Annotated in this window: 16 protein-coding genes; 4 read left to right on the forward strand and 12 right to left on the reverse strand. The window is 39.2% G+C overall.

From position 1 onward, the window contains the following. Nucleotides 1-362: 362 nt before the first annotated feature. Nucleotides 363-758, forward strand: coding sequence for an MliC family protein (locus ACFIK7_RS02815; RefSeq protein WP_273790144.1), 396 nt, complete (start codon nucleotides 363-365; stop codon nucleotides 756-758). A gap of 17 nt (nucleotides 759-775) precedes the next feature. Continuing rightward, nucleotides 776-1,168, forward strand: a complete 393-nt coding sequence (locus ACFIK7_RS02820) for an MliC family protein (protein ID WP_273790145.1) — start codon at nucleotides 776-778, stop codon at nucleotides 1,166-1,168. Nucleotides 1,169-1,184: 16 nt separating this feature from the next. Here the strand turns inward: ACFIK7_RS02820 and mnhG are convergent, their stop codons facing one another. The 7 genes from mnhG to ACFIK7_RS02855 all read right to left on the reverse strand — a co-directional run bounded on the left by mnhG (nucleotide 1,185) and on the right by ACFIK7_RS02855 (nucleotide 7,961). Next, entirely contained in the window at nucleotides 1,185-1,595 is a 411-nt protein-coding gene (gene mnhG, locus ACFIK7_RS02825) for a monovalent cation/H(+) antiporter subunit G (protein WP_273790146.1), read from the reverse strand. Then, nucleotides 1,592-1,873 carry a K+/H+ antiporter subunit F gene (locus ACFIK7_RS02830; protein WP_273790147.1) on the reverse strand — a complete coding sequence of 94 codons (282 nt, stop codon included), beginning with the start codon at nucleotides 1,871-1,873 and terminating at the stop codon, nucleotides 1,592-1,594. The genes mnhG and ACFIK7_RS02830 overlap by 4 nt, the downstream gene beginning before the upstream one ends. Beyond that, nucleotides 1,870-2,355 carry a Na+/H+ antiporter subunit E gene (locus ACFIK7_RS02835; protein ID WP_273790148.1) on the reverse strand — a complete coding sequence of 162 codons (486 nt, stop codon included), beginning with the start codon at nucleotides 2,353-2,355 and terminating at the stop codon, nucleotides 1,870-1,872. Before ACFIK7_RS02835 ends, ACFIK7_RS02830 begins: the two co-directional genes overlap by 4 nt. Beyond that, nucleotides 2,352-3,974 carry a monovalent cation/H+ antiporter subunit D gene (locus tag ACFIK7_RS02840; RefSeq protein ID WP_273790149.1) on the reverse strand — a complete coding sequence of 541 codons (1,623 nt, stop codon included), beginning with the start codon at nucleotides 3,972-3,974 and terminating at the stop codon, nucleotides 2,352-2,354. Before ACFIK7_RS02840 ends, ACFIK7_RS02835 begins: the two co-directional genes overlap by 4 nt. Next, nucleotides 3,974-4,315 carry a Na+/H+ antiporter subunit C gene (locus ACFIK7_RS02845; protein ID WP_273790150.1) on the reverse strand — a complete coding sequence of 114 codons (342 nt, stop codon included), beginning with the start codon at nucleotides 4,313-4,315 and terminating at the stop codon, nucleotides 3,974-3,976. Before ACFIK7_RS02845 ends, ACFIK7_RS02840 begins: the two co-directional genes overlap by 1 nt. Continuing rightward, nucleotides 4,315-7,236 (reverse strand): monovalent cation/H+ antiporter subunit A, encoded by a 2,922-nt coding sequence (locus tag ACFIK7_RS02850; RefSeq protein WP_375662906.1) that lies wholly within the window; start codon nucleotides 7,234-7,236, stop codon nucleotides 4,315-4,317. Before ACFIK7_RS02850 ends, ACFIK7_RS02845 begins: the two co-directional genes overlap by 1 nt. A gap of 227 nt (nucleotides 7,237-7,463) precedes the next feature. Further along, a complete protein-coding gene (locus tag ACFIK7_RS02855; protein WP_273790152.1) occupies nucleotides 7,464-7,961 on the reverse strand; it encodes a BA14K family protein in 498 nt (165 codons plus the stop codon). Between the two features lie 167 nt (nucleotides 7,962-8,128). On the opposite strand from ACFIK7_RS02855, the gene ACFIK7_RS02860 reads away from it, so the two are divergent. Together ACFIK7_RS02860 and ACFIK7_RS02865 are read left to right on the forward strand one after the other, a co-directional pair. Beyond that, entirely contained in the window at nucleotides 8,129-9,226 is a 1,098-nt protein-coding gene (locus ACFIK7_RS02860) for a carboxynorspermidine decarboxylase (RefSeq protein ID WP_273790153.1), read from the forward strand. Between the two features lie 54 nt (nucleotides 9,227-9,280). Next, nucleotides 9,281-10,519: a saccharopine dehydrogenase NADP-binding domain-containing protein gene (locus tag ACFIK7_RS02865; RefSeq protein WP_375662907.1), complete on the forward strand. Its 1,239-nt coding sequence runs from the start codon at nucleotides 9,281-9,283 to the stop codon at nucleotides 10,517-10,519. 1,154 nt (nucleotides 10,520-11,673) lie between these two features. Here ACFIK7_RS02865 and lpdA read toward each other — a convergent pair. From lpdA to sucC, 5 genes are all read right to left on the reverse strand, one after another. Further along, the gene (lpdA, locus tag ACFIK7_RS02870) at nucleotides 11,674-13,080 is read right to left on the reverse strand and encodes a dihydrolipoyl dehydrogenase (RefSeq protein ID WP_375662908.1); all 1,407 of its coding nucleotides are present in this window, start codon (nucleotides 13,078-13,080) and stop codon (nucleotides 11,674-11,676) included. A gap of 31 nt (nucleotides 13,081-13,111) precedes the next feature. Next, complete coding sequence (odhB, locus tag ACFIK7_RS02875) at nucleotides 13,112-14,323, reverse strand: 2-oxoglutarate dehydrogenase complex dihydrolipoyllysine-residue succinyltransferase (protein ID WP_375660487.1); 1,212 nt, start codon at nucleotides 14,321-14,323, stop codon at nucleotides 13,112-13,114. A gap of 32 nt (nucleotides 14,324-14,355) precedes the next feature. Continuing rightward, on the reverse strand, nucleotides 14,356-17,355 hold the full coding sequence (locus ACFIK7_RS02880) for a 2-oxoglutarate dehydrogenase E1 component (RefSeq protein ID WP_375654298.1): 3,000 nt from the start codon (nucleotides 17,353-17,355) through the stop codon (nucleotides 14,356-14,358). 163 nt (nucleotides 17,356-17,518) lie between these two features. After that, complete coding sequence (gene sucD, locus ACFIK7_RS02885) at nucleotides 17,519-18,421, reverse strand: succinate--CoA ligase subunit alpha (protein ID WP_375630649.1); 903 nt, start codon at nucleotides 18,419-18,421, stop codon at nucleotides 17,519-17,521. A 3-nt stretch (nucleotides 18,422-18,424) separates the two neighbouring features. After that, entirely contained in the window at nucleotides 18,425-19,621 is a 1,197-nt protein-coding gene (gene sucC, locus ACFIK7_RS02890) for an ADP-forming succinate--CoA ligase subunit beta (protein WP_273790159.1), read from the reverse strand. Between the last annotated feature and the right edge of the window lie 75 nt (nucleotides 19,622-19,696).

Raw genomic sequence — 19,696 nt, forward strand, 5'->3', positions numbered from 1 at the left:
ATGATGTCTGCGTAGCTCAGTAGGATAGAGCACAGGATTCCTAAAGAAATTGGGCACTTTGAGGAGAAATCCTCAAAGTGAATCTGCTCAAATTCGGGGAAAGCTTCATGGGCGACTATATGCCAATCCCGAGCCAAGTCTCTCTTCAAATGAGAGAAAGGTGTAGAGACTGAACGGGCAGCACCTAAAGAGCAAAAGCTTCAAGGTGAAGAGACAGTCCAGACCACAAACAGCCGATAAGGCTGGCGGTGAAAATCGAAGTGGTATGAATCCTGGGGTCGCAGGTTCGAATCCTGCCGTAGACACCATCGTATCAGTCAAATTATTCTTTGTGCACAATATTAGGAATATAGGGAAGCATCATGAAAAAAACTTTGCACATTTTAGGATTTTTCACCGCTTTAAGTTTATCACTCTTCAGCTCAAACAATAGCTTAGCTGGTTCTTTAATCATTGAAGTACCAGACAATCCAGAGCCCAAAACAGAGATCATTACCTATCAGTGTGATACTGAAACAGGTAAAGAGCGCGTTGAGGCAGTCTATCTTAATGCTGACAATATTTCGTTGGTTGATTTCAAATGGAACGGTGATCGTGTCATTGCTGCTAATGTCATCGCTGCGACAGGAGCAAAATTTGCAGGAGCTCAGTATATCTGGTGGGAGAAGAACAAAGAAGTCACGCTTTATGACCTTGCTCAGGATCCAGAAGAAAAAAAACCTATCCTCTGTAAAGATGAGTCAACATTATTATTTTAAATAACACGGGAAATATTATGAAAAAAATTTCTTTTACTAAACAATTTTTCATTACTTTAAGTGTGTTCCTCCTCGGTTCAATTAATGCATTAGCAAGTTCTTTAGTCATTAAAGTACCAGATGATCCAGAACCAACAACAGAGACCGTCTCCTATCAATGCGATATGGGAACAAGCAAAGAGCATGTTGAAGCAACTTATCATAATGCTGGCAATATTGCGCTTGTTGATTTAAAATGGAACGGTAAGCGCATCGTTGGTTCTAATGTAATTGCCGCTTCTGGAGGAAAATATGTGGGTGGTCAATACATTTGGTGGATAACCAAAAATGAAGCCATATTTTACGATCTTATTAATGATCCAAAAGAAGAAAAGCCCATCCACTGTGTAGAAGAAAAAAGCACAGAATAAGGAAGGTTCTTACATTTCAAGAACCGCGCTGGCTCTCATCTCTTGATGTTCCTTCTGATGTGGGTAACTTTTCCTCCGTCTGGTGTAATAAAAGAGCCAGCGGTTTTTCTGACTGTTCTTCTGAATGATGTCGATAAGCTGCTGTATGTGAAAGCAACATAGAAGCTATCGGCGCTGTTAAAAACAAAAAAAACATCAGCAACGCTTCATGAAAAACAAAATAATGGTCCACAAATATTGAATAAAGAAATGAAGAAATAAGAATACTACCAACGCCCCAACTCGTACATACTGAAAGCATATGCAAACGCTTATAAAAATTGGAAAAACGCACCAAACCTATTGTTGCGATCAATGTCAGTCCCGACCCTAATATTAAGAAAATCGTGATAGCAATAGCAACCACAAGCGATACATCATCTTTCATTCAATAATCTCCCCTCGCATGAGAAATTTCGCCAAAGCAATACTCGAGACAGGACCCAACAACCCAATAATGAGAGCTGCGACAAAATAAATGGTTGTTCCAGAACGAATATCGAATGTAAGAAACAAAAGAATAGTGGTTATATAAAGGGCATCCAAACCAACAATTCTATCCTGTGCCCGTGGACCACGAATCAACCGAAACAGCGCGAAAATCACCGCTAAACTTAAAAAAAACTGTGAAAAGAAAAGCCCCCAATAAAGAATCACCATACTCATAAAAAAATCTCCAAAAGCAATTGCTCATACCGTTGTTTGATCAACTGTTTGTAATCATATCCATTTTTTAAATTTAAGACATGAAGCAAAAGTTCACCCTTTTTACTATTATAGGCAACCCAAGCAGTTCCAGGGGTTGCCGAAAGGATGCACGCTAAAATAGCCAAAGCAGTGCGATTATGAAGCAGAAGAGGTACTACAATAAAACCAGATTTCTGCTCTCGAGACCTTTTTGTTAAAACAAACCAAGCCACCGAAACATTTGAGAATATAGAATCTATAAATACTCGAAAAACGAGACGAAAAACCGCACTCCAGCTTTTAATAACAGCCTTCTCTGGCTCCAGAAGCCGTATCATCCAACCACAAAACAAAGCGGTTAAAATCCCTAAAAGCAATTGCCCTAAACTAAAACCATTTAAAATAAGCCACATAAGGACAATGCCACCACTGAAAAAAGGGGAAGTATAAAAACGATTCATTTACTCATCTCCCTATTTTCGAGAGAAAAATCCGTTAAAACGCTCCCAATATAGTTTTGAGGTTCATACAAAGTCTTAGCGGTTTCAGACATATAATGACTAACAGGACTGGCTACAATTGTTATAAGAAAACACAAGGCAAGAAGAACGGCAATAGGTGCAAATTCTATCACCTGCACACGGGGAACGCGACCTTCAAGAGAAATCCAAAAAGTTCGGATACCCGTTCGTGTCAGTGCAATCAAAGCTGCAAAGCCAGAGAGGGTGACAAAAACTACAAAAAGCCAATCTTGGTAAACCGGAAGAGAGGCAAAAAAATCCTCTCTACTATGGTTTAAAATTGCCATGAACATCATAAGTTTAGCAACAAAACCAGAAAAAGGTGGCAATCCAATAATCAAAATGGCACAGATACCAAAACAAGCCCCAAGAATTGCCAAGGTTACAGGGAAATATGTGCCAACTTCATCTTCTTCCTCCTCTTCATCGTCGCCATAAACCTCCATTGTGACAGCAAGAACATTAGCAGCCACATCTTGACAGCGCTCAACCAACTCTACCAAAAGAAAAAAAGCTCCCAGTGCTAAAGTTGAAGAAACAATATAAAAAAGTGCACCTGCTGTCAGTGCTGCATTGCCGATGCCGATCGCGGCCAACAATGTACCAGAAGAGACAAGGACACTATAAGCTGCCAAACGCACCAAAACTTGACTCGCCAATACCCCAATAAAACCAACAATCATAGTGGCAAGCCCACCATAAAACAAAACCGTATGACCAAAATGGTTAAAATATTCACTTTCAGGACTAAACCATAGCAACGTTAAACGTAAAATAATATAAATACCCACCTTGCTCAAAAGTGCAAAAGAAGCTCCAACGGGTGCTGCTACTGCACTGTAAGTTGGCACCAACCAAAAATTAAGCGGCCACATACCCGCTTTAAGCAAAAAAGCAATACCTAAAAGTGCAACACCTATTTCGAACAAAACAATATCTGTAGAAGATATATATTTTATTTTAACAGCCAAATCGGCCATATTAAGAGTACCAACGACTCCATAAATGAGCGCTATACCCACTAAAAAAAATAATGAAGCAACAAGATTAACCACGACATAATGCAACCCTGCGCGCACGCGTGTCTGACCAGAACCATGCAAAGCAAGCCCATAGGAAGCCGTTAACATAACTTCAAAAAACACAAATAAATTAAATAAATCGCCGGTCAAAAAAGCACCATTTATTCCCACCATAAAAAATTGCATTAGTGACTGAAAATGAGAACCAGCTTTGTACCAATGAGCCCGCGCAAAAACCAACACGCTAGTCACCAACAAGCTGGAAAGTAAAAGCATCATAGCGCTTAAGCGATCAAGGACTAAAACAATTCCAAAAGAAGACGGCCAATTACCAAGTCGATAAACATCGCAAGCCGGTGCTATTTCAAGAGTACGTATAATCAATAAAATGGCAGTAACGACCAACAGTCCCGCAGAAGAAAGACTGATGAATGATTTAAGTTTTGCACGACGTTCATCATAAAAAAGAAGAAGTGCTCCAGTGATTAACGGCAAAAGAATAGGCAAAATAAGGAGATGATGCACCCCTACTTCCATTATTGCACCTCACGTCCATCAACGTGATCAGAACCCGTTAAACCACGTGAAACCAACAAGATAACTAAAAATAAAGCTGTTGTTGCAAAACCAATCACAATCGCAGTTAACACCAAGGCTTGTGGGAGAGGATCGACATAATTAGCTGGATTAATAACAGTGGTAGGATCAACAATTGGAGCAGCATTACTACGCGGTCTACTCATTGAAAATATAAAAAGATTAACACCATAGGAGATCAAGGACAAACCAAGAATGACTTGAAAAGTACGTGGACGCAAAACAAGCCAAATACCTGATCCGACAAAAACACCAATACCCAAAGAAAGAACAATTTCCATTAATTTTCCTTCTCTTTTAAAATAGGTTTCTTACCGATTCGGTAACTCCGAATTGACTGGTGTGCAAGTGCAATTAAAATGAGAACAGTTGCTCCCAACACAAGAGAAAGTACACCAAAATCAAACAAAAAAGCAGATGTCATGGGAACTTTCCCAATTAACGGAAGATGAATATATCGAAAAAAGGATGTTAAAAAAGGATATCCAAAAAACCAAGAGCCCATCCCCGTTACAACTGACAACAATAAGCCAAAGCCTATCCAACGCAAAGGTAAAACTCTCAAATGCGTTTCCACCCACCGAATATCGCGTGCAAGATATTGTAAAATAAACCCTATCGCCAAAGTAATACCACCGACAAATCCACCTCCTGGCAGATCATGCCCTCGCATGAATAAATAAATAGCAAAAGCAATAATAATCGGAAAGAGCCAACCCATAATAACAGCAGGAACAGCTAAATAATTTAATACTGTATCTCCCACATTTCGATTAGGCTGTGCTATATCAAAGGCTTTCTGGATACGTTGTTGAAAAGGCGCATCAATACTCTCAGGCGCAGGACGAAAACGTCGTAAGAGGGCAAAAACAGTAAGGGAAACAACACCCAAAACCACAATTTCTCCCATGGTATCAAAACCACGGAAATCAACCAACAACACATTCACAACATTGCGACCACCAGCATCTGAGTAAGCATGCGTTAGAAAAAAATCAGAAATCGTTGTACCTTGAGGACGTGTCATCACTGCAAAAGAAAGCCATGCTACACCAGCACCTCCTACAAGGGATATGATGAAATCACGGAAACGACGCAAACGAATCCAAAAATGAACAGCAGCTGGCCCAGGATCATGCAAACGTTTAGGCAACCACCGTAAACCAAGCAATAATAAAACGACTGTAACAACCTCAACAACCAATTGTGTTATTGCTAAATCAGGAGCAGAAAGCCATAAAAAGGTTGCACAAGTCATCAAACCAGCTCCCCCTAAAAGCATAAGTGAAGCAAGACGATGAAACTTTGCTCGCCAAGCAACTAAAAGCGCACATAATCCGCCAACCAGCCAAAGAGCGAGAAAAGGAATATCAAGTGGAAAAAGCGGTAATGTCCCCACTGGAATGAAACCATCGCACCAAAGTAAAAGACCAACAAATGCAAAACAGACCCAAAAAATCCAATGCAACTGGATCTGCAAACGGCGTGTTGACAAAGCAGATTCCACCGCACGGGCCCATTTCCAAGAAATAATTACGAGAATGCGTTCAAAAATACGCGGTCCTTTTAAGTGACGGAAAAAAGGAGCCCCATCATCACAGGATAAAAAATAACGATGCCCGACAGCATAGAGCAATCCGCCCCCTAATAATGCAACAAAACTCATCACTAATGGAGTGTTAAACCCATGCCAAACAGCCAAACTATAAGGAATTGTCATTGGTCCTAAAACAGACACGACCGCATTATCTAAAATAGGCCCTATTGTTAAATTAGGGAAAATACCAACCGCTAAACAAATAAACACCAAAAGCTCCATTGGTAAACGCATAAAATGCGGTGGTTCATGGGGAGTCTTGGGTAAATTGTCAGGCTTTGGTCCTAAAAAAACACCGTGAATAAAGCGTATAGAATAAGTCACACTAAACAGACTAGCTAGCGTTGCCACATAAGGCGCAATCCAATCGAGCCATGATTCCATATGCGTTTCAACAGCTTCAGCAAAAAACATCTCTTTCGATAAAAAACCATTCAACAAAGGAACCCCAGCCATCGCTGCACTCGCAACTAAAGCAAGAGTTGCTGTAATAGGCATAGAACAATAAAGCCCTGACAGTTTACGCATATCACGTGTTCCTGTCTCATGATCAATAATGCCAGCAGCCATAAATAAAGAGGCCTTAAAAGTAGCATGATTGGCCATATGAAAGATCGCCGCAACACATGCAAGTGGACTACCAAGACTTAAAAGCGTTGTAATTAATCCAAGATGACTAATAGTCGAGTAAGCAAGCAGTCCTTTTAAGTCTTGCTGAAACATGGAAAAATAGGCACCTAGCAGCAATGTCGAGAGTCCTGAAAAGCCAACCAGCCAAAACCAAGATTCTGTTCCAGAGAGCACAGGCCATAAACGAACAAGCAAAAACAATCCCGCTTTTACCATTGTTGCCGAATGCAAATAAGCCGATACGGGGGTTGGAGCAGCCATCGCGTTGGGTAGCCAAAAATGAAAGGGAAATTGCGCGCTTTTTGTTAACCCTCCCAATAAAATACAAATAAGGATAGGACTATAAAGAGAACTTGACCGGATCATATCTCCAGACTGTAGCACCTTATCCAAATCAAAACTGCCAACAGTATACCCAATCAATAAAACTCCAATAAAAAGGGCAAAGCCGCCAAAACCTGTGATCGTTAGAGCCATACGCGCACCCTCACGCGCACTTGCATTATGGTACCAATAGCCGATCAACAAAAAAGAAAAAATACTGGTGAGTTCCCAGAAAACAACCAAAAAGACAAGATTACCTGATAAAACTATTCCTATCATTGATCCCATAAAAGCCAAAAAAAAGGAAAAAAAACGAGGTACAGAATCCGCTGGATCCATGTAATAACGTGAATAAATGACAACAAGCAGCCCAATCCCTGTAATGAGCAAGCAAAAAAGCCACGATAAACCATCTATACGAAGAATCAAATCGCTTCCCCATTCTGGAAGCCAAGAAATATCTAAACGCACTATGTGGTTTCCGCGAACTTCCGGATAAAGCATTATTGTAAAAATAAGACAGAAAAGCGCGACAATCCCAGCAAACCAGGCTTCATTATTTTTTGCTGTCGAACGAAAAAAGCCAATGACAGCACTTCCACCAAAGGGAAGCAAGACGAGCAATACCAACATTGCTTCCCGTGTTGTCATTCTTTAAACTCCATTTTGCCTTAATATTTTGTCATCGACAAAAACTTATATTCTCACCCCCCATTCCACACTTAATGATAATAAGATTTAATAAAACTTAAAAGCATTTAAAATTTTAAAAAAAACAATGCTGGCATGAAAATACTGCGCACCACACAAGTCTTCTCTTTATTTTAAGAACAATAACGCCCACGACAAGAAGCAATTAAAATTTTATTTAATAATTTCTATCCTTTAAAAAATCGTGATAAACACTGCTTACGCCCCCCATGAAAAGGCTGAAAACTATTATCATTTTTATTATAAGAGCGATAACGCGCAAGGCAAGATTCAATATGTTGTTTAAGCATCCATGGCTCTTTTTTTTCTAATTTTTCCGAAGAAGAAGTTAAAAACACTTTTTTAGCATCTGGTACAACTTTTAATGATGCGCCTTTTGTGCTTAAGTGCGGTGATGTAATAAATGCCACTTCAGGATACCACCAATTATCACTGTATTTACGATAACCACGCCGATAATGACGATAACCTTTAAAACCATTAAGTTCTCTACGCCCCGTAAAAATCAAAGGCACCGAACTATCTTGGAGAGAGGTCTGAGTAACCAGTTTGGCTTTAGCATCACTCCTATTTTGCCCCCAATTAACAAGAGTGGTTATTATAATGAAAAAACTGCTAACAAATACAAAAGCTAAAGCATAATATAATTTTTTTTTCATACTCATAACAAAAAACTCAACATAATAAACAACAGTAATTACAGAAAGCCTTTCTCTTGCTGGACAGAAACAGATTCTTTTCTTAAGATTCTTTTTTCTTGAGACATTCTGTTACTCTTTGTACTAAACGTTGATCTTGGCAATAAGATCCTACAAAAAAGAATGAATAAATAATGATAAAAACCCCCTACTATCTTATAGACAAATCGAAACTCATCAAAAACATGCAAACAATTTCTCGTTTACGGGAAATGTCCGGAGCTAAAATTTTACTTGCTTTGAAATGTTTTGCCACATGGAGTGTTTTTGATTTAATGTCTGAGTTCATGGATGGAACCACATCATCATCCCTTTATGAACTGCGTTTAGGAAGAGAAAAATTTGGCAAAGAAACCCATGCTTATTCAGTGGCTTGGGCAGATGATGAAATTGATGAAGCCTGTGGTTATGCAGATAAAATCATCTTTAATTCCATCCAACAGCTTCAACGCTTTTCTGATGCAACAAAAACCATTCAAAGAGGTTTAAGGTTAAACCCAGGAATGAGCGCATCAAATTTTGATCTTGCCAACCCCTCTCGCCCTTTTAGCCGCTTAGGAGAAACAAACCAAAGCGCTATCAAAGAAGTTCTGCCTCTTATCAACGGATTGATGATCCATAACAATTGTGAAAATGCTGACTTTAATCTTTTTAACCAAATGCTTGGGTATATGGAAGAAAAATTTGCAGAACTTTTTTCTGCTGTTGACTGGATAAGCCTTGGCGGCGGAATCCATTTTACGGCTGAAAATTATCCTCTAGAAGCTTTCGCAAAACGCTTAAAACAATTTTCTAAAACTCATGGTGTCACTCTTTTTCTAGAACCAGGAGAAGCTGCTATTACCAAAAGCACCACACTGGAAGTAAGCGTTCTTGACACATTGTATAATGAAAAAAAACTTGCCATCGTTGATAGCTCCATTGAAGCTCATATGCTTGATCTTTTAATTTATCGTGAGAATGCCAAATTAGAACCCAATCAAGGTCCACACGAAATTATGATTTGTGGAAAGTCTTGTCTTGCCGGCGATATTTTTGGAACATTTCAATTTCAAAAACCTCTTAAAATAGGCGATAGACTGTCTTTTCAGGATGCAGCAGGTTATACAATGGTCAAAAAAAACTGGTTTAATGGCGTTACAATGCCTGCTATTGTTCTCAAAGAGTGCGATGGTACATTAACACTTCAACGCCAATTCAGCTATAACGACTATCAGGAAAGCCTTTCATAAAGATAAACCATAAAAAACGTCATACAACAGTATTAAAAAGGAGATGGACCTACAATGAAAAAAAATGTTCTCATTATTGGTGCCGGAGGTGTTGCACAAGTTGTTGCGCATAAATGCGCTCAAAACAACGATATTCTTGGTGAAATTCATATTGCTTCACGAACACTCAAAAAATGTGAGGCCATCATTGCTTCTATTAAAGAAAAAAACACAATGAAAGAACAGGGTGTTCTCAAAAGCCATTCGCTCAATGCCATGAATGTAGAAGAAACTATAAAGCTCATCCAAAAGACCAAATGCGAAATTGTCATTAATGTTGGTTCTGCCTTTCTTAATATGTCTGTTCTTTCAGCTTGTATTGAAACCAAATGCGCTTATATCGATACCGCAATTCATGAAGACCCATTGAAAATTTGTGAAACACCTCCTTGGTATGGCAATTATGAATGGCCTCGACGTCAAGAATGTGAAAAAGCTGGTATAACCGCTATTTTAGGAGCAGGTTTTGACCCAGGTGTAGTGAACGCTTATGCTGCATTAGCGCGCGATGCTTATTTTGATAAAATCACAGATATTGATATTATTGATATTAATGCCGGAAATCATGGGCGTTGGTTTGCTACAAATTTTGATCCAGAAATTAACTTCCGTGAATTTACAGGACAAGTATGGTCATGGCAAAATAAAAAATGGACTTCCAATAAAATGTTTGAAATCAGCCATGAATGGGATCTTCCCGTTGTGGGAAAACAAAAAGCCTATATGACAGGACATGATGAAATTCATTCACTTTCCAAAAATCTTGATGTAGAGAATGTCCGTTTCTGGATGGGATTTAGTGATCGTTATATCACTGTTTTTACGGTTCTAAAAAACCTCGGACTCTTATCCGAACAACCAATTAAAACGGCAGAAGGTCAAGAAGTCGTGCCCTTGAAAGTCGTGAAGGCCGTCTTACCCGACCCTTCCTCTCTCGCCCCAGACTACACAGGAAAAACCTGTATCGGAGATCTTATTAAAGGCGAAAAAGATGGAAACTCGAGAGAAGTTTTTATCTATAATATAGCCGATCACAAACAAGCTTTTCATGAAACTGGGGCACAAGGCATTTCCTATACAGCTGGCGTACCAGCAGCCGCAACAGCTCTTCTTATTGCCACAGGCGAATGGGATGTTAAAACTATGGTCAATGTAGAAGAATTACCACCCCACCCTTTCCTTAAATATCTTGATCATATGGGGCTTCCCACTTTTATAAGAAAACAACAAGAAGATAAAAAATTACAATTTTAATACCTATAGAAAGCATATGCTTGATTTTTTAAGTTATCACAAAACTGCCCAATGAAAACAAACTTAATATTCTCGTGTAATTATGGTTTTCAAAAAAATTTTAGCTATTCGTTATATTTTGGCAACATTACGATTTCTTAACAACCTTAAAGAAGAGACATATCATCTTTTTAAGACATAGCAAGCAATGATCAAGAAAAGCAGAGAAGAAAAAACTAACTTAATCACACTGTATGACTTGTCATTATCATCAAAAAGATAGTGTCATAAACAAAAGATATAAAAATACCGCTTTTTTAAAGAAGAGCGGTATTTTGTAGAATATCCAATCCCTCCCCTCTTCATCTTAAATGACAAAGATCCTTAACCCACACCAATCATTAAACAATTCAATTTCTTTGGGTGAATTCCTCTTGGCTTCTCTCTTCATATGATTCATCATCATATATAACACATTGATTTATAACAATAAAATATCATTTTCAACTTGATTCATAACGCTGAATACTGTAAGATTTTCTTATCACAAACTTTCTCACATTGAAGCAATTAAAATCTTTTGTCTGCACATCACAAACAAAGCGAGCGTGTGAGGTAAAATGATAAAAGAACAGAATAAAAATTCTCTTATGAAAACTCTCAAATAATAAAGAGCTTTAGAAATATTGAGAACTGAAAAAGTGTATTATCAATGTCAGCGTGTACTTTTACTAAACATAAAGATGATGGTGCACAATAGGTCTTATAACAGTTTGAATGAATTTCATATATTTCAAGAGAAACTTTACAGCTATACCATTCACGAGCACCATTGCGAAGTAGATTTGGGCATTTTGAGAGATGTTTTCTTAACACAAAGCACGCAGATAGGCTCAGAATCCTATCTTAAATATTTATAACAGTATAAAAACTACCCCATATATAAAACTTTACATAGACTAAACACCACCGCTCTAAACGATAGTGCACAACAGAATAATCAATCAAAACTGCACAACAGATATCTAAAACAGTAATTATCGAAAAGCATACAACAAATGGAACATTTTAATACAATTGGTTATATTCCTTTTTAAAGTTTTAAAATGCTGTTGCATGCTTCACTAATATTTTCCGCCTCATGTGCCTTTTTAAATGTACTTTTTAAAAGCTTTTTAAATATGAAGTGGTTTAGCAAATGTTGCCAAAGCTGCCTCACGCACGGCTTCTGATAAGGTAGGATGTGCATGGCAACAACGTCCCAGATCTTCTGATGAACCACCAAATTCCATTAAAACTGCAATTTCATGGATCATTTCACCAGCACCAAATCCAAGAATATGCCCCCCTAATACCCGATCTGTTTTTTTATCAGAAAGGATTTTAACGAACCCATCACTCTTTTGCATTGCACGTGCACGACCATTAGCCATAAAAGGAAATTTGCCAACATTATATTCAATACCAGCAGTTTTTAGCTCTTCTTCTGTCCTTCCTACACTCGCAATTTCCGGCTGTGTATAAACAACACTAGGAATAACATCAAAATTAACATGTCCTTTTTGACCTGCCAAAATTTCTGCCACAGCAACGCCTTCTTCCTCTGCTTTATGTGCTAACATTGGTCCTTTTACGACATCACCAATTGCATAAATTCCTGGAACATTCGTCTGCCAATGAGCATCAATTGCAATAAATCCGCGTTCATCTAACTGAACACCAGCCTCTTGTAAGCCAAGCCCCTCTGTATAGGGAGAACGTCCAGTAGCAATAAGCACAACATCAGCCTCTAAAGTTTCAGATTCACCACCTTTGACAGATTCAAAGCTCACCTGAGCAGTTGAGCCAGATTGTGTAACAGCTGTCACCTTTGCACCCGTTTTATATTCAATCCCCTGTTTTTCCATTAATTTCTGAAATTGCCGTGAAACTTCACCATCCATTGAGCCCAAAACTTTATTAAGATACTCAATAATGGTCACCTTAGCACCTAAACGGCTCCAAACTGATCCAAGTTCTGAACCAATGACACCAGCACCCACTACAATCATATGCGCTGGTACTTTTTCAAGTGAAAGAGCTCCCGTAGAAGAAACAATAGTCTTTTCATCAATTTCAACATTCACCCCTGGAATGCCTGAACTCTCTGAACCGGTAGCAATAATAATATTTTTTGTTTCAATTGTTTGTTTATTACCATCTCTGGTAACAACTTCCACATGACCCGCACTCAAAATTTTGGCTGTCCCAAAAAAAGTATCAACTTTATTTTTTTTCATCAAAAAAGAAACACCACTCGTATTGGCTGTTACCACAGCTTTCTTATGAACCATCATTTGTTCAAGGTTAAGCTTAGATTTACCAATAGAAATACCAAGCGTTTCAAAACCATGCTGGGTTTCAGAAAACACTTCTGAAGCATGCAACAACGCTTTAGAAGGAATACAACCAACGTTGAGACATGTTCCTCCTAATGTTGTACGCTTTTCAATAATCGCTACTTTAAGTCCCAGTTGTGCCGCCTTTATTGCTGCTACATAACCACCTGGACCCGCTCCGATCACAGCCACATCATAAGACATCCGTTTCTCCTTTCATCCTGAAAACTGTATTTTACAAATCAAGAACAAGGCGTTCCGGATCTTCTAAGCTTTCCTTAACACGCACAAGGAAAGTCACAGCTTCTTGCCCATCCACAATACGGTGATCATAAGAAAGCGCTAAATACATCATGGGACGAATCACAACTTGGCCCTCAACAACCATTGCTCGCTCTTTAATCGCATGCATTCCCAAAATACCAGATTGTGGTGCATTCAAAATCGGTGTTGACATCAACGATCCATACACACCACCATTGGTAATGGTAAAAGTTCCGCCCTGCATATCAGAAACGGCTAATTTTCCATCACGCGCAAGACGTCCCAAACGACCAATCTCTTTTTCAATCTCTGCCAATGACATTTGATCTGCATCTCGCACTACTGGAACAACAAGCCCTTTATCCGTTCCAACAGCAATTCCAACATTGACATAGTTTTTGTAAACAATATCTGTCCCATCAATCTCGGCATTAACAGCAGGAAGTTCTTTTAATGCATGACAAACAGCCTTGGTAAAAAAACCCATAAAACCAAGTTTAACACTATGTTTCTTTTCAAAAAGATCCTTATAACGCTTGCGCAAATCCATCACAGCTGACATATCAACCTCATTAAATGTGGTTAACATCGCAGCTACATTTTGTGCATCTTTAAGACGGCGAGCAATTGTTTGACGCAATTTCGTCATACGAACCCGCTCTTCACGTGTTTCTTGGACAGGAATTGCCGAAGAACTCGTCGCAGAAGAAGAGGGTGTAGGGGCATTTGTACTTTGTTTTAATCCACCAAGAACATCTTCTTTAAGAATTTGTCCACGTTTTCCAGAACCTGAAATATCGCTTTTTGCAACATTATTTTCAGCCATCAATTTTGCTGCTGAAGGAGAAGGAGGCATTGCACTGCTCAAAGCAGACTTCTCCGATTCAGATGAAGCCGCTGGAACAAGTGTAGCAGAAGGTGAAAATGATTGGGAGACACCAGCTTCTCCAGCTTTCACCACTCCTAAAAGAGCATTTACTTCAACCGTATCGCCTTCTTTTGCAATAATTTCAGATAATTTCCCAGCAACAGGAGAAGGAACTTCAACGGTTACCTTATCAGTTTCTAATTCAACCAAAGGCTCATCCATAGCGACAGCTTCGCCAAGTTTTTTAAACCATTTGCCAACCGTTGCTTCGGTAACCGATTCGCCCAAAGTAGGAACACGAATTTCAGTAGTCATAATATTTTTCCATACATCAGAGTAGTAATAAATTAAGAACCTAACGCGTCTTTAAGAAACGCAGCCAGTTGTTCAAGGTGTTTCACCATTAACCCAGAGGCCGGTGACGCACTCGCAGGACGTCCTGCATAACGAGCACGTGAATATTGCGCATTAATATGCGTCAAAACCCATTCCAAATAAGGCTCAATAAATGACCAAGCCCCCATGTTTTTTGGTTCCTCTTGGCACCAAAAAACTTCCGCCTGCAAAAAGCGCGATAACACATTCACCAAAACTTTTGCAGGGAAAGGATAAAGCTGTTCAATACGAAGGAGATAAACATCATCAATACCCTTTTTTTCACGTTCTTCATAAAGGTCGTAATAAACCTTACCAGTACAAAGAACGACACGGCGAATTTTATTATCTTTTTGCAACTTAATGACAGAATCTTTGAGACATTCTGCATCATCAAGCAACACACGACAGAAACTTGTTTCTGGCCCCATTTCATTGAGAAGAGAAACCGCTCGCTTATGACGTAAGAGTGATTTCGGTGTCATCAAAATCAATGGCTTACGGAAATCACGCTTAATTTGTCGACGCAAAATATGAAAATAATTTGCAGGGGTTGTACAATTAGCAACCTGCATATTATCTTCCGCACAAAGTTGAAGAAATCGTTCTAAACGTGCAGAAGAATGCTCCGGCCCTTGCCCTTCAAAACCATGAGGCAATAAACACACAAGACCAGACATACGAAGCCACTTACGCTCTGCGGATGAAATAAATTGATCAAAAATGACCTGTGCACCATTAGAGAAATCACCAAATTGTGCTTCCCAAAGTGTTAATCCTCGTGGTTCAGCAAGAGAATATCCATATTCAAAACCAAGAACAGCTTCTTCAGAAAGCATAGAATTAACAACGTCATAAAGCGCTTGCCCCTTTTGTAAATGATTCAAAGGAATATAACGCGCCTCATTTTCTTGGTCATAAAGAACGGAATGACGTTGTGAAAAAGTTCCCCGCTCAACATCTTCACCGGAAAGACGAACCGGTGCACCTTCCAAACAAAGTGAACCAAAAGCTAAAGCTTCAGCGGTTGCCCAGTCAACACCCTCACCGGTTTCAAAAATTTTAGCACGATTATTTAAAAAACGTTGAATGGTTTTGTGAACGTGAAAATTCGCCGGAATTTCAACAATTTTCTGACCAATTTCCTTTAAAGTTTTTAATTCAACACCGGTTGCTCTAGAATGCTGCTCATCAGAACTACTAAAAGCTTTGAGTCCCGTCCAGCTTCCATCAAGCCAATCAGCCTTATTAGGCTTATAAGAAGCACTCGCTTCAAGTTCACCTTCAAGCTTATCGCGCCATAATTTTTTTTGTTGCTCAATCTCTTCTGAAGAAATCATTCCTTCTGCTACCAATTGGTCACTATAAAGTTGAAGTGTTGTTTTATGATTACGAATTGCTTTATACATAAGCGGCTGCGTAAAGGAAGGTTCATCACCTTCATTATGCCCATAACGGCGATAACAAAACATATCAATAACCACTGGTTTATGGAAAATTTGGCGAAACTCTGTTGCTATTTTGGCAACAAAAACAACCGCCTCAGGATCATCACCATTCACATGGAAAATTGGTGCATCAATCATTTTTGCGACATCTGATGGATAAGGCGAAGAACGTGAAAAACGTGGAGATGTTGTAAAACCAATCTGGTTATTGATAATAACATGAAGTGAGCCTGCAACACGATAACCTTTAAGACCTGAAAGACCAAAAGTTTCTTGGATAACGCCTTGTCCTGCAAAAGCAGCATCACCATGAATAAGCAATGGCATCACTTTTGAACGCTCACTTAATGGGAGTAAATCAGTATGCGCAGGTCCCATAAGTTGATCTTGTTTAGCACGTGCTTTCCCCATAACAACCGGATCAACAATCTCAAGATGAGATGGATTAGCCAACAGCGATAAGTGAACTTTTTTACCATCAAAGTCCAGATCAGCGGTAGTTCCCAAATGATATTTGACATCACCGGATCCCTCCACATCATCAGGCTTATAAGATCCCCCTTTGAATTCATGAAAGATAGCCCTATGCGGTTTGGCAAGAACTTGTGAAAGAACATTTAAACGACCACGATGTGCCATTCCTAAAATAACTTCCTGCACCCCCAAAGCACTACCACATTTGATAATTTGTTCAAGAGCGGGAATCAGCGCCTCACCACCATCGAGTCCAAAACGCTTTGTACCTTTATATTTAGTGTCTAAAAACTGTTCGAATCCCTCTGCCTGAATAAGCTTATTCAGAATAGCTTTCTTGTCTTGTTGTGTGAAAGAATTTTTTTTATCTCGCCCTTCAATGCGTTCTTGAAGCCATGCTTTCTGAACTGGATCAGAAACATGCATATATTCCACACCGATTGTTGAACAATAGGTCCGATTGAGAATCTCAAGCATTTGCGGAATAGTTGCATATTCCAATCCTAAAACATTATCAATAAAAATGGGACGCTCGTAATCAGCTGGAGTAAAACCATAAGCTTCTGGAGAAAGTTCCTTATAATCTTCTTGTTTTTCGGCCAATTGAAGAGGGTCAAGCTGCGCATGAAGATGTCCCCGTTCTCGAAACGCACGAATCATCATAATTGCATGAACGGAATCACGTGTTGCACGAATAATATCTTGTTTACTGGAAGTTTTTCCCTTTTGTGCAGCACCTGTTATTGCTTTTTCCTTTAATTTATCGCCAAGATATTTTTCAAGAGAAGACCAATCACCATCAAGAGCAGAAACCAATTCACCCTCTGCTTTTAATGGCCAATGATCACGCTGCCATGTTGCTCCTTCAGCATTTTTAAGAACATCTTCTTTATTATCATGAAGTCCTTCAAAAAAAGCACGCCACTGTGAATCAACACTGGTAGGATCTTTTTCATATTGAGCATAAAGTTGATCTATATAATCCGCATTCCCACCATAAAGAAATGATGTCTGTGCAAAAAGGCTATTTATTTCGTCCTGCCTTGCCATATACCTCTCCGGAACATCTATTCCGTCTCCTTATATCTCTTTTGACCTTTAAATGCTTACAAACAAGCAGTGATTTGAACATTCAAAAAAGTTTTACCTTATTTATACTCAAGTTTTTTCACCTGAATCTAAGAACCTTTGCTTATTCAGGTGAAACTTTCTTTTAGCCTTTCAAAACTGACATCAAAGTCTTACCTATCTGTGATGGTGAAGAAGACACACGAATCCCTGCTGATTCCATTGCTGCAATTTTATCTTCTGCTCCACCCTTACCACCAGAAATAACAGCACCGGCATGTCCCATTGTACGTCCTGGAGGAGCCGTACGGCCAGCAATAAAGCCAACAACTGGCTTTTTTCGACCTTTTCTTGCTTCATCTTGCAGAAACTGTGCTGCTTCTTCTTCAGCAGAACCACCAATCTCACCAATCATAACAATAGACTGAGTTTCATCATCTGCTAAAAACATTTCCAACACATCAATAAATTCAGTACCCTTAACAGGATCACCACCAATCCCTATAGCAGTTGTTTGTCCGAGACCTTCCTGACTCGTCTGAAAAACGGCTTCATAAGTTAAAGTTCCCGACCTCGAGACAACCCCAACAGAACCTTTTCTAAAAATAGAACCAGGCATAATACCAATTTTACATTCATTTGGTGTAAGAATACCGGGACAATTAGGACCAATAAGACGAGACTTTGAGTTTTCTAATCGCGCCTTCACTTTAACCATATCCATAACGGGAATACCTTCCGTAATACAGATAATTAAACGAATTTCAGCTTCAATAGCCTCTATAATAGCTGCCGCAGCCCCTGCAGGAGGAACATAAATAACGGAAGCATCCGCGCTTGTTTTTTCTTTTGCTTCTGCAACATTAGCAAAGATAGGAAGAGTTTCACCTTTTGAACCTTCCCATGTTTCTCCACCCTTTTTAGGATTAACGCCACCAACCATTTGCGTACCATGATAAGCAAGCGCCTGTTCTGTATGAAATGTTCCTGTTTTTCCTGTAAGCCCTTGAACTAGAACTTTTGTCTCTTTATTCACAAGAATCGACATAGCTTAAGCTCCCTTCACGGCTGCAACAATTTTTTGGGCAGCATCATCTAAATCATCAGCAGGAATAACATTCAAACCACTCTCATTAATAATTGCTTTACCCTGCTCAACATTAGTGCCTTCAAGACGAACAACCAAGGGAACTTTTAAACCAACCTCACGAACAGCAGCAACCACACCTTCAGCAATGACATCACAACGCATAATACCACCAAAAATGTTAACCAAAATGCCCTTAACATTTGGATCGGCCGTAATAATCTTAAAAGCAGCTGTCACCTTTTCTTTTGATGCTCCACCACCAACATCCAAAAAATTCGCTGGCTCTGCTCCATAAAGCTTAATGATATCCATTGTTGCCATAGCAAGCCCAGCACCATTAACCATGCAACCAATCGTACCCTCAAGAGCAACATAAGCAAGATCATGCTTTGATGCTTCTATTTCCTTTGGATCTTCCTCTGAAAGATCGCGCAATTCTAAAATATCTGGATGACGAAACAGAGCATTATTATCAAAAGAAACTTTCGCATCAAGAACACGCAAACGACCATCTTTCATCACAATAAGTGGATTGATTTCTAAAAGGCTCATGTCTTTTTCACAAAATGCCTTATAGAGAATCGGAAAAAGCTTTTCACCATCTTCTCGCGCACTACTTTGTAGTTTCAACGCATCACAAAGTCTTGCACAATCAGCAGAAGTAACACCCTCTCCAGCATCAATGGGAAGCGTGAATATTTTTTCTGGTGTCTCTTCAGCAACCGTTTCAATATCCATTCCACCTTCTGTTGAAACAACAAAAGCAATTCGACCAATGCTACGATCAACCAAAAGTGAAAGATAAAGCTCCCGTTCAATATCGGCACCGTCTTCAATATAAAGGCGGTTGACCTGCTTACCCTCTGGACCAGTTTGTTTGGTTACCAAAGTTTTTCCAAGCATTTCTTGAACATTTGCAACAACTTCTTCAACAGATTGTGCAAGCCGAACACCACCCTTTGCATCAGGATCAAGTTCTTTAAACTTACCCTTACCACGACCACCAGCGTGTATCTGACTTTTAACCACATAGAGAGGTCCGGGCAATTTTTCCGCCCATTTTTCCGCTTGCTCTACAGAATAAACAGCGACACCATTTGCAATTGGTGCTCCATATTCATGAAGCAGACGTTTGGCCTGATACTCATGGATATTCATGCATTTGTCCTTTTCTTTTATGGATCATGGATCTTATTAATCCTAAAGTTTTAATATTCTAAATACTTATTTTAA

Origin of the sequence: Bartonella sp. CL266QHHD (genome assembly GCF_042195355.1) — a bacterium.
GTDB lineage: Bacteria > Pseudomonadota > Alphaproteobacteria > Rhizobiales > Rhizobiaceae > Bartonella.

What these genes read in the sequence shown, in the direction of transcription:
- ACFIK7_RS02815 (WP_273790144.1), top strand. Translation starts at nt 363, where the DNA reads ATGAAAAAAACTTTGCACATTTTAGGATTTTTCACCGCTTTAAGTTTA.
- ACFIK7_RS02820 (WP_273790145.1), top strand. Translation starts at nt 776, where the DNA reads ATGAAAAAAATTTCTTTTACTAAACAATTTTTCATTACTTTAAGTGTG.
- mnhG (WP_273790146.1), bottom strand. Translation starts at nt 1,595, where the DNA reads ATGAAAGATGATGTATCGCTTGTGGTTGCTATTGCTATCACGATTTTC.
- ACFIK7_RS02830 (WP_273790147.1), bottom strand. Translation starts at nt 1,873, where the DNA reads ATGAGTATGGTGATTCTTTATTGGGGGCTTTTCTTTTCACAGTTTTTT.
- ACFIK7_RS02835 (WP_273790148.1), bottom strand. Translation starts at nt 2,355, where the DNA reads ATGAATCGTTTTTATACTTCCCCTTTTTTCAGTGGTGGCATTGTCCTT.
- ACFIK7_RS02840 (WP_273790149.1), bottom strand. Translation starts at nt 3,974, where the DNA reads ATGGAAGTAGGGGTGCATCATCTCCTTATTTTGCCTATTCTTTTGCCG.
- ACFIK7_RS02845 (WP_273790150.1), bottom strand. Translation starts at nt 4,315, where the DNA reads ATGGAAATTGTTCTTTCTTTGGGTATTGGTGTTTTTGTCGGATCAGGT.
- ACFIK7_RS02850 (WP_375662906.1), bottom strand. Translation starts at nt 7,236, where the DNA reads ATGACAACACGGGAAGCAATGTTGGTATTGCTCGTCTTGCTTCCCTTT.
- ACFIK7_RS02855 (WP_273790152.1), bottom strand. Translation starts at nt 7,961, where the DNA reads ATGAGTATGAAAAAAAAATTATATTATGCTTTAGCTTTTGTATTTGTT.
- ACFIK7_RS02860 (WP_273790153.1), top strand. Translation starts at nt 8,129, where the DNA reads ATGATAAAAACCCCCTACTATCTTATAGACAAATCGAAACTCATCAAA.
- ACFIK7_RS02865 (WP_375662907.1), top strand. Translation starts at nt 9,281, where the DNA reads ATGAAAAAAAATGTTCTCATTATTGGTGCCGGAGGTGTTGCACAAGTT.
- lpdA (WP_375662908.1), bottom strand. Translation starts at nt 13,080, where the DNA reads ATGTCTTATGATGTGGCTGTGATCGGAGCGGGTCCAGGTGGTTATGTA.
- odhB (WP_375660487.1), bottom strand. Translation starts at nt 14,323, where the DNA reads ATGACTACTGAAATTCGTGTTCCTACTTTGGGCGAATCGGTTACCGAA.
- ACFIK7_RS02880 (WP_375654298.1), bottom strand. Translation starts at nt 17,355, where the DNA reads ATGGCAAGGCAGGACGAAATAAATAGCCTTTTTGCACAGACATCATTT.
- sucD (WP_375630649.1), bottom strand. Translation starts at nt 18,421, where the DNA reads ATGTCGATTCTTGTGAATAAAGAGACAAAAGTTCTAGTTCAAGGGCTT.
- sucC (WP_273790159.1), bottom strand. Translation starts at nt 19,621, where the DNA reads ATGAATATCCATGAGTATCAGGCCAAACGTCTGCTTCATGAATATGGA.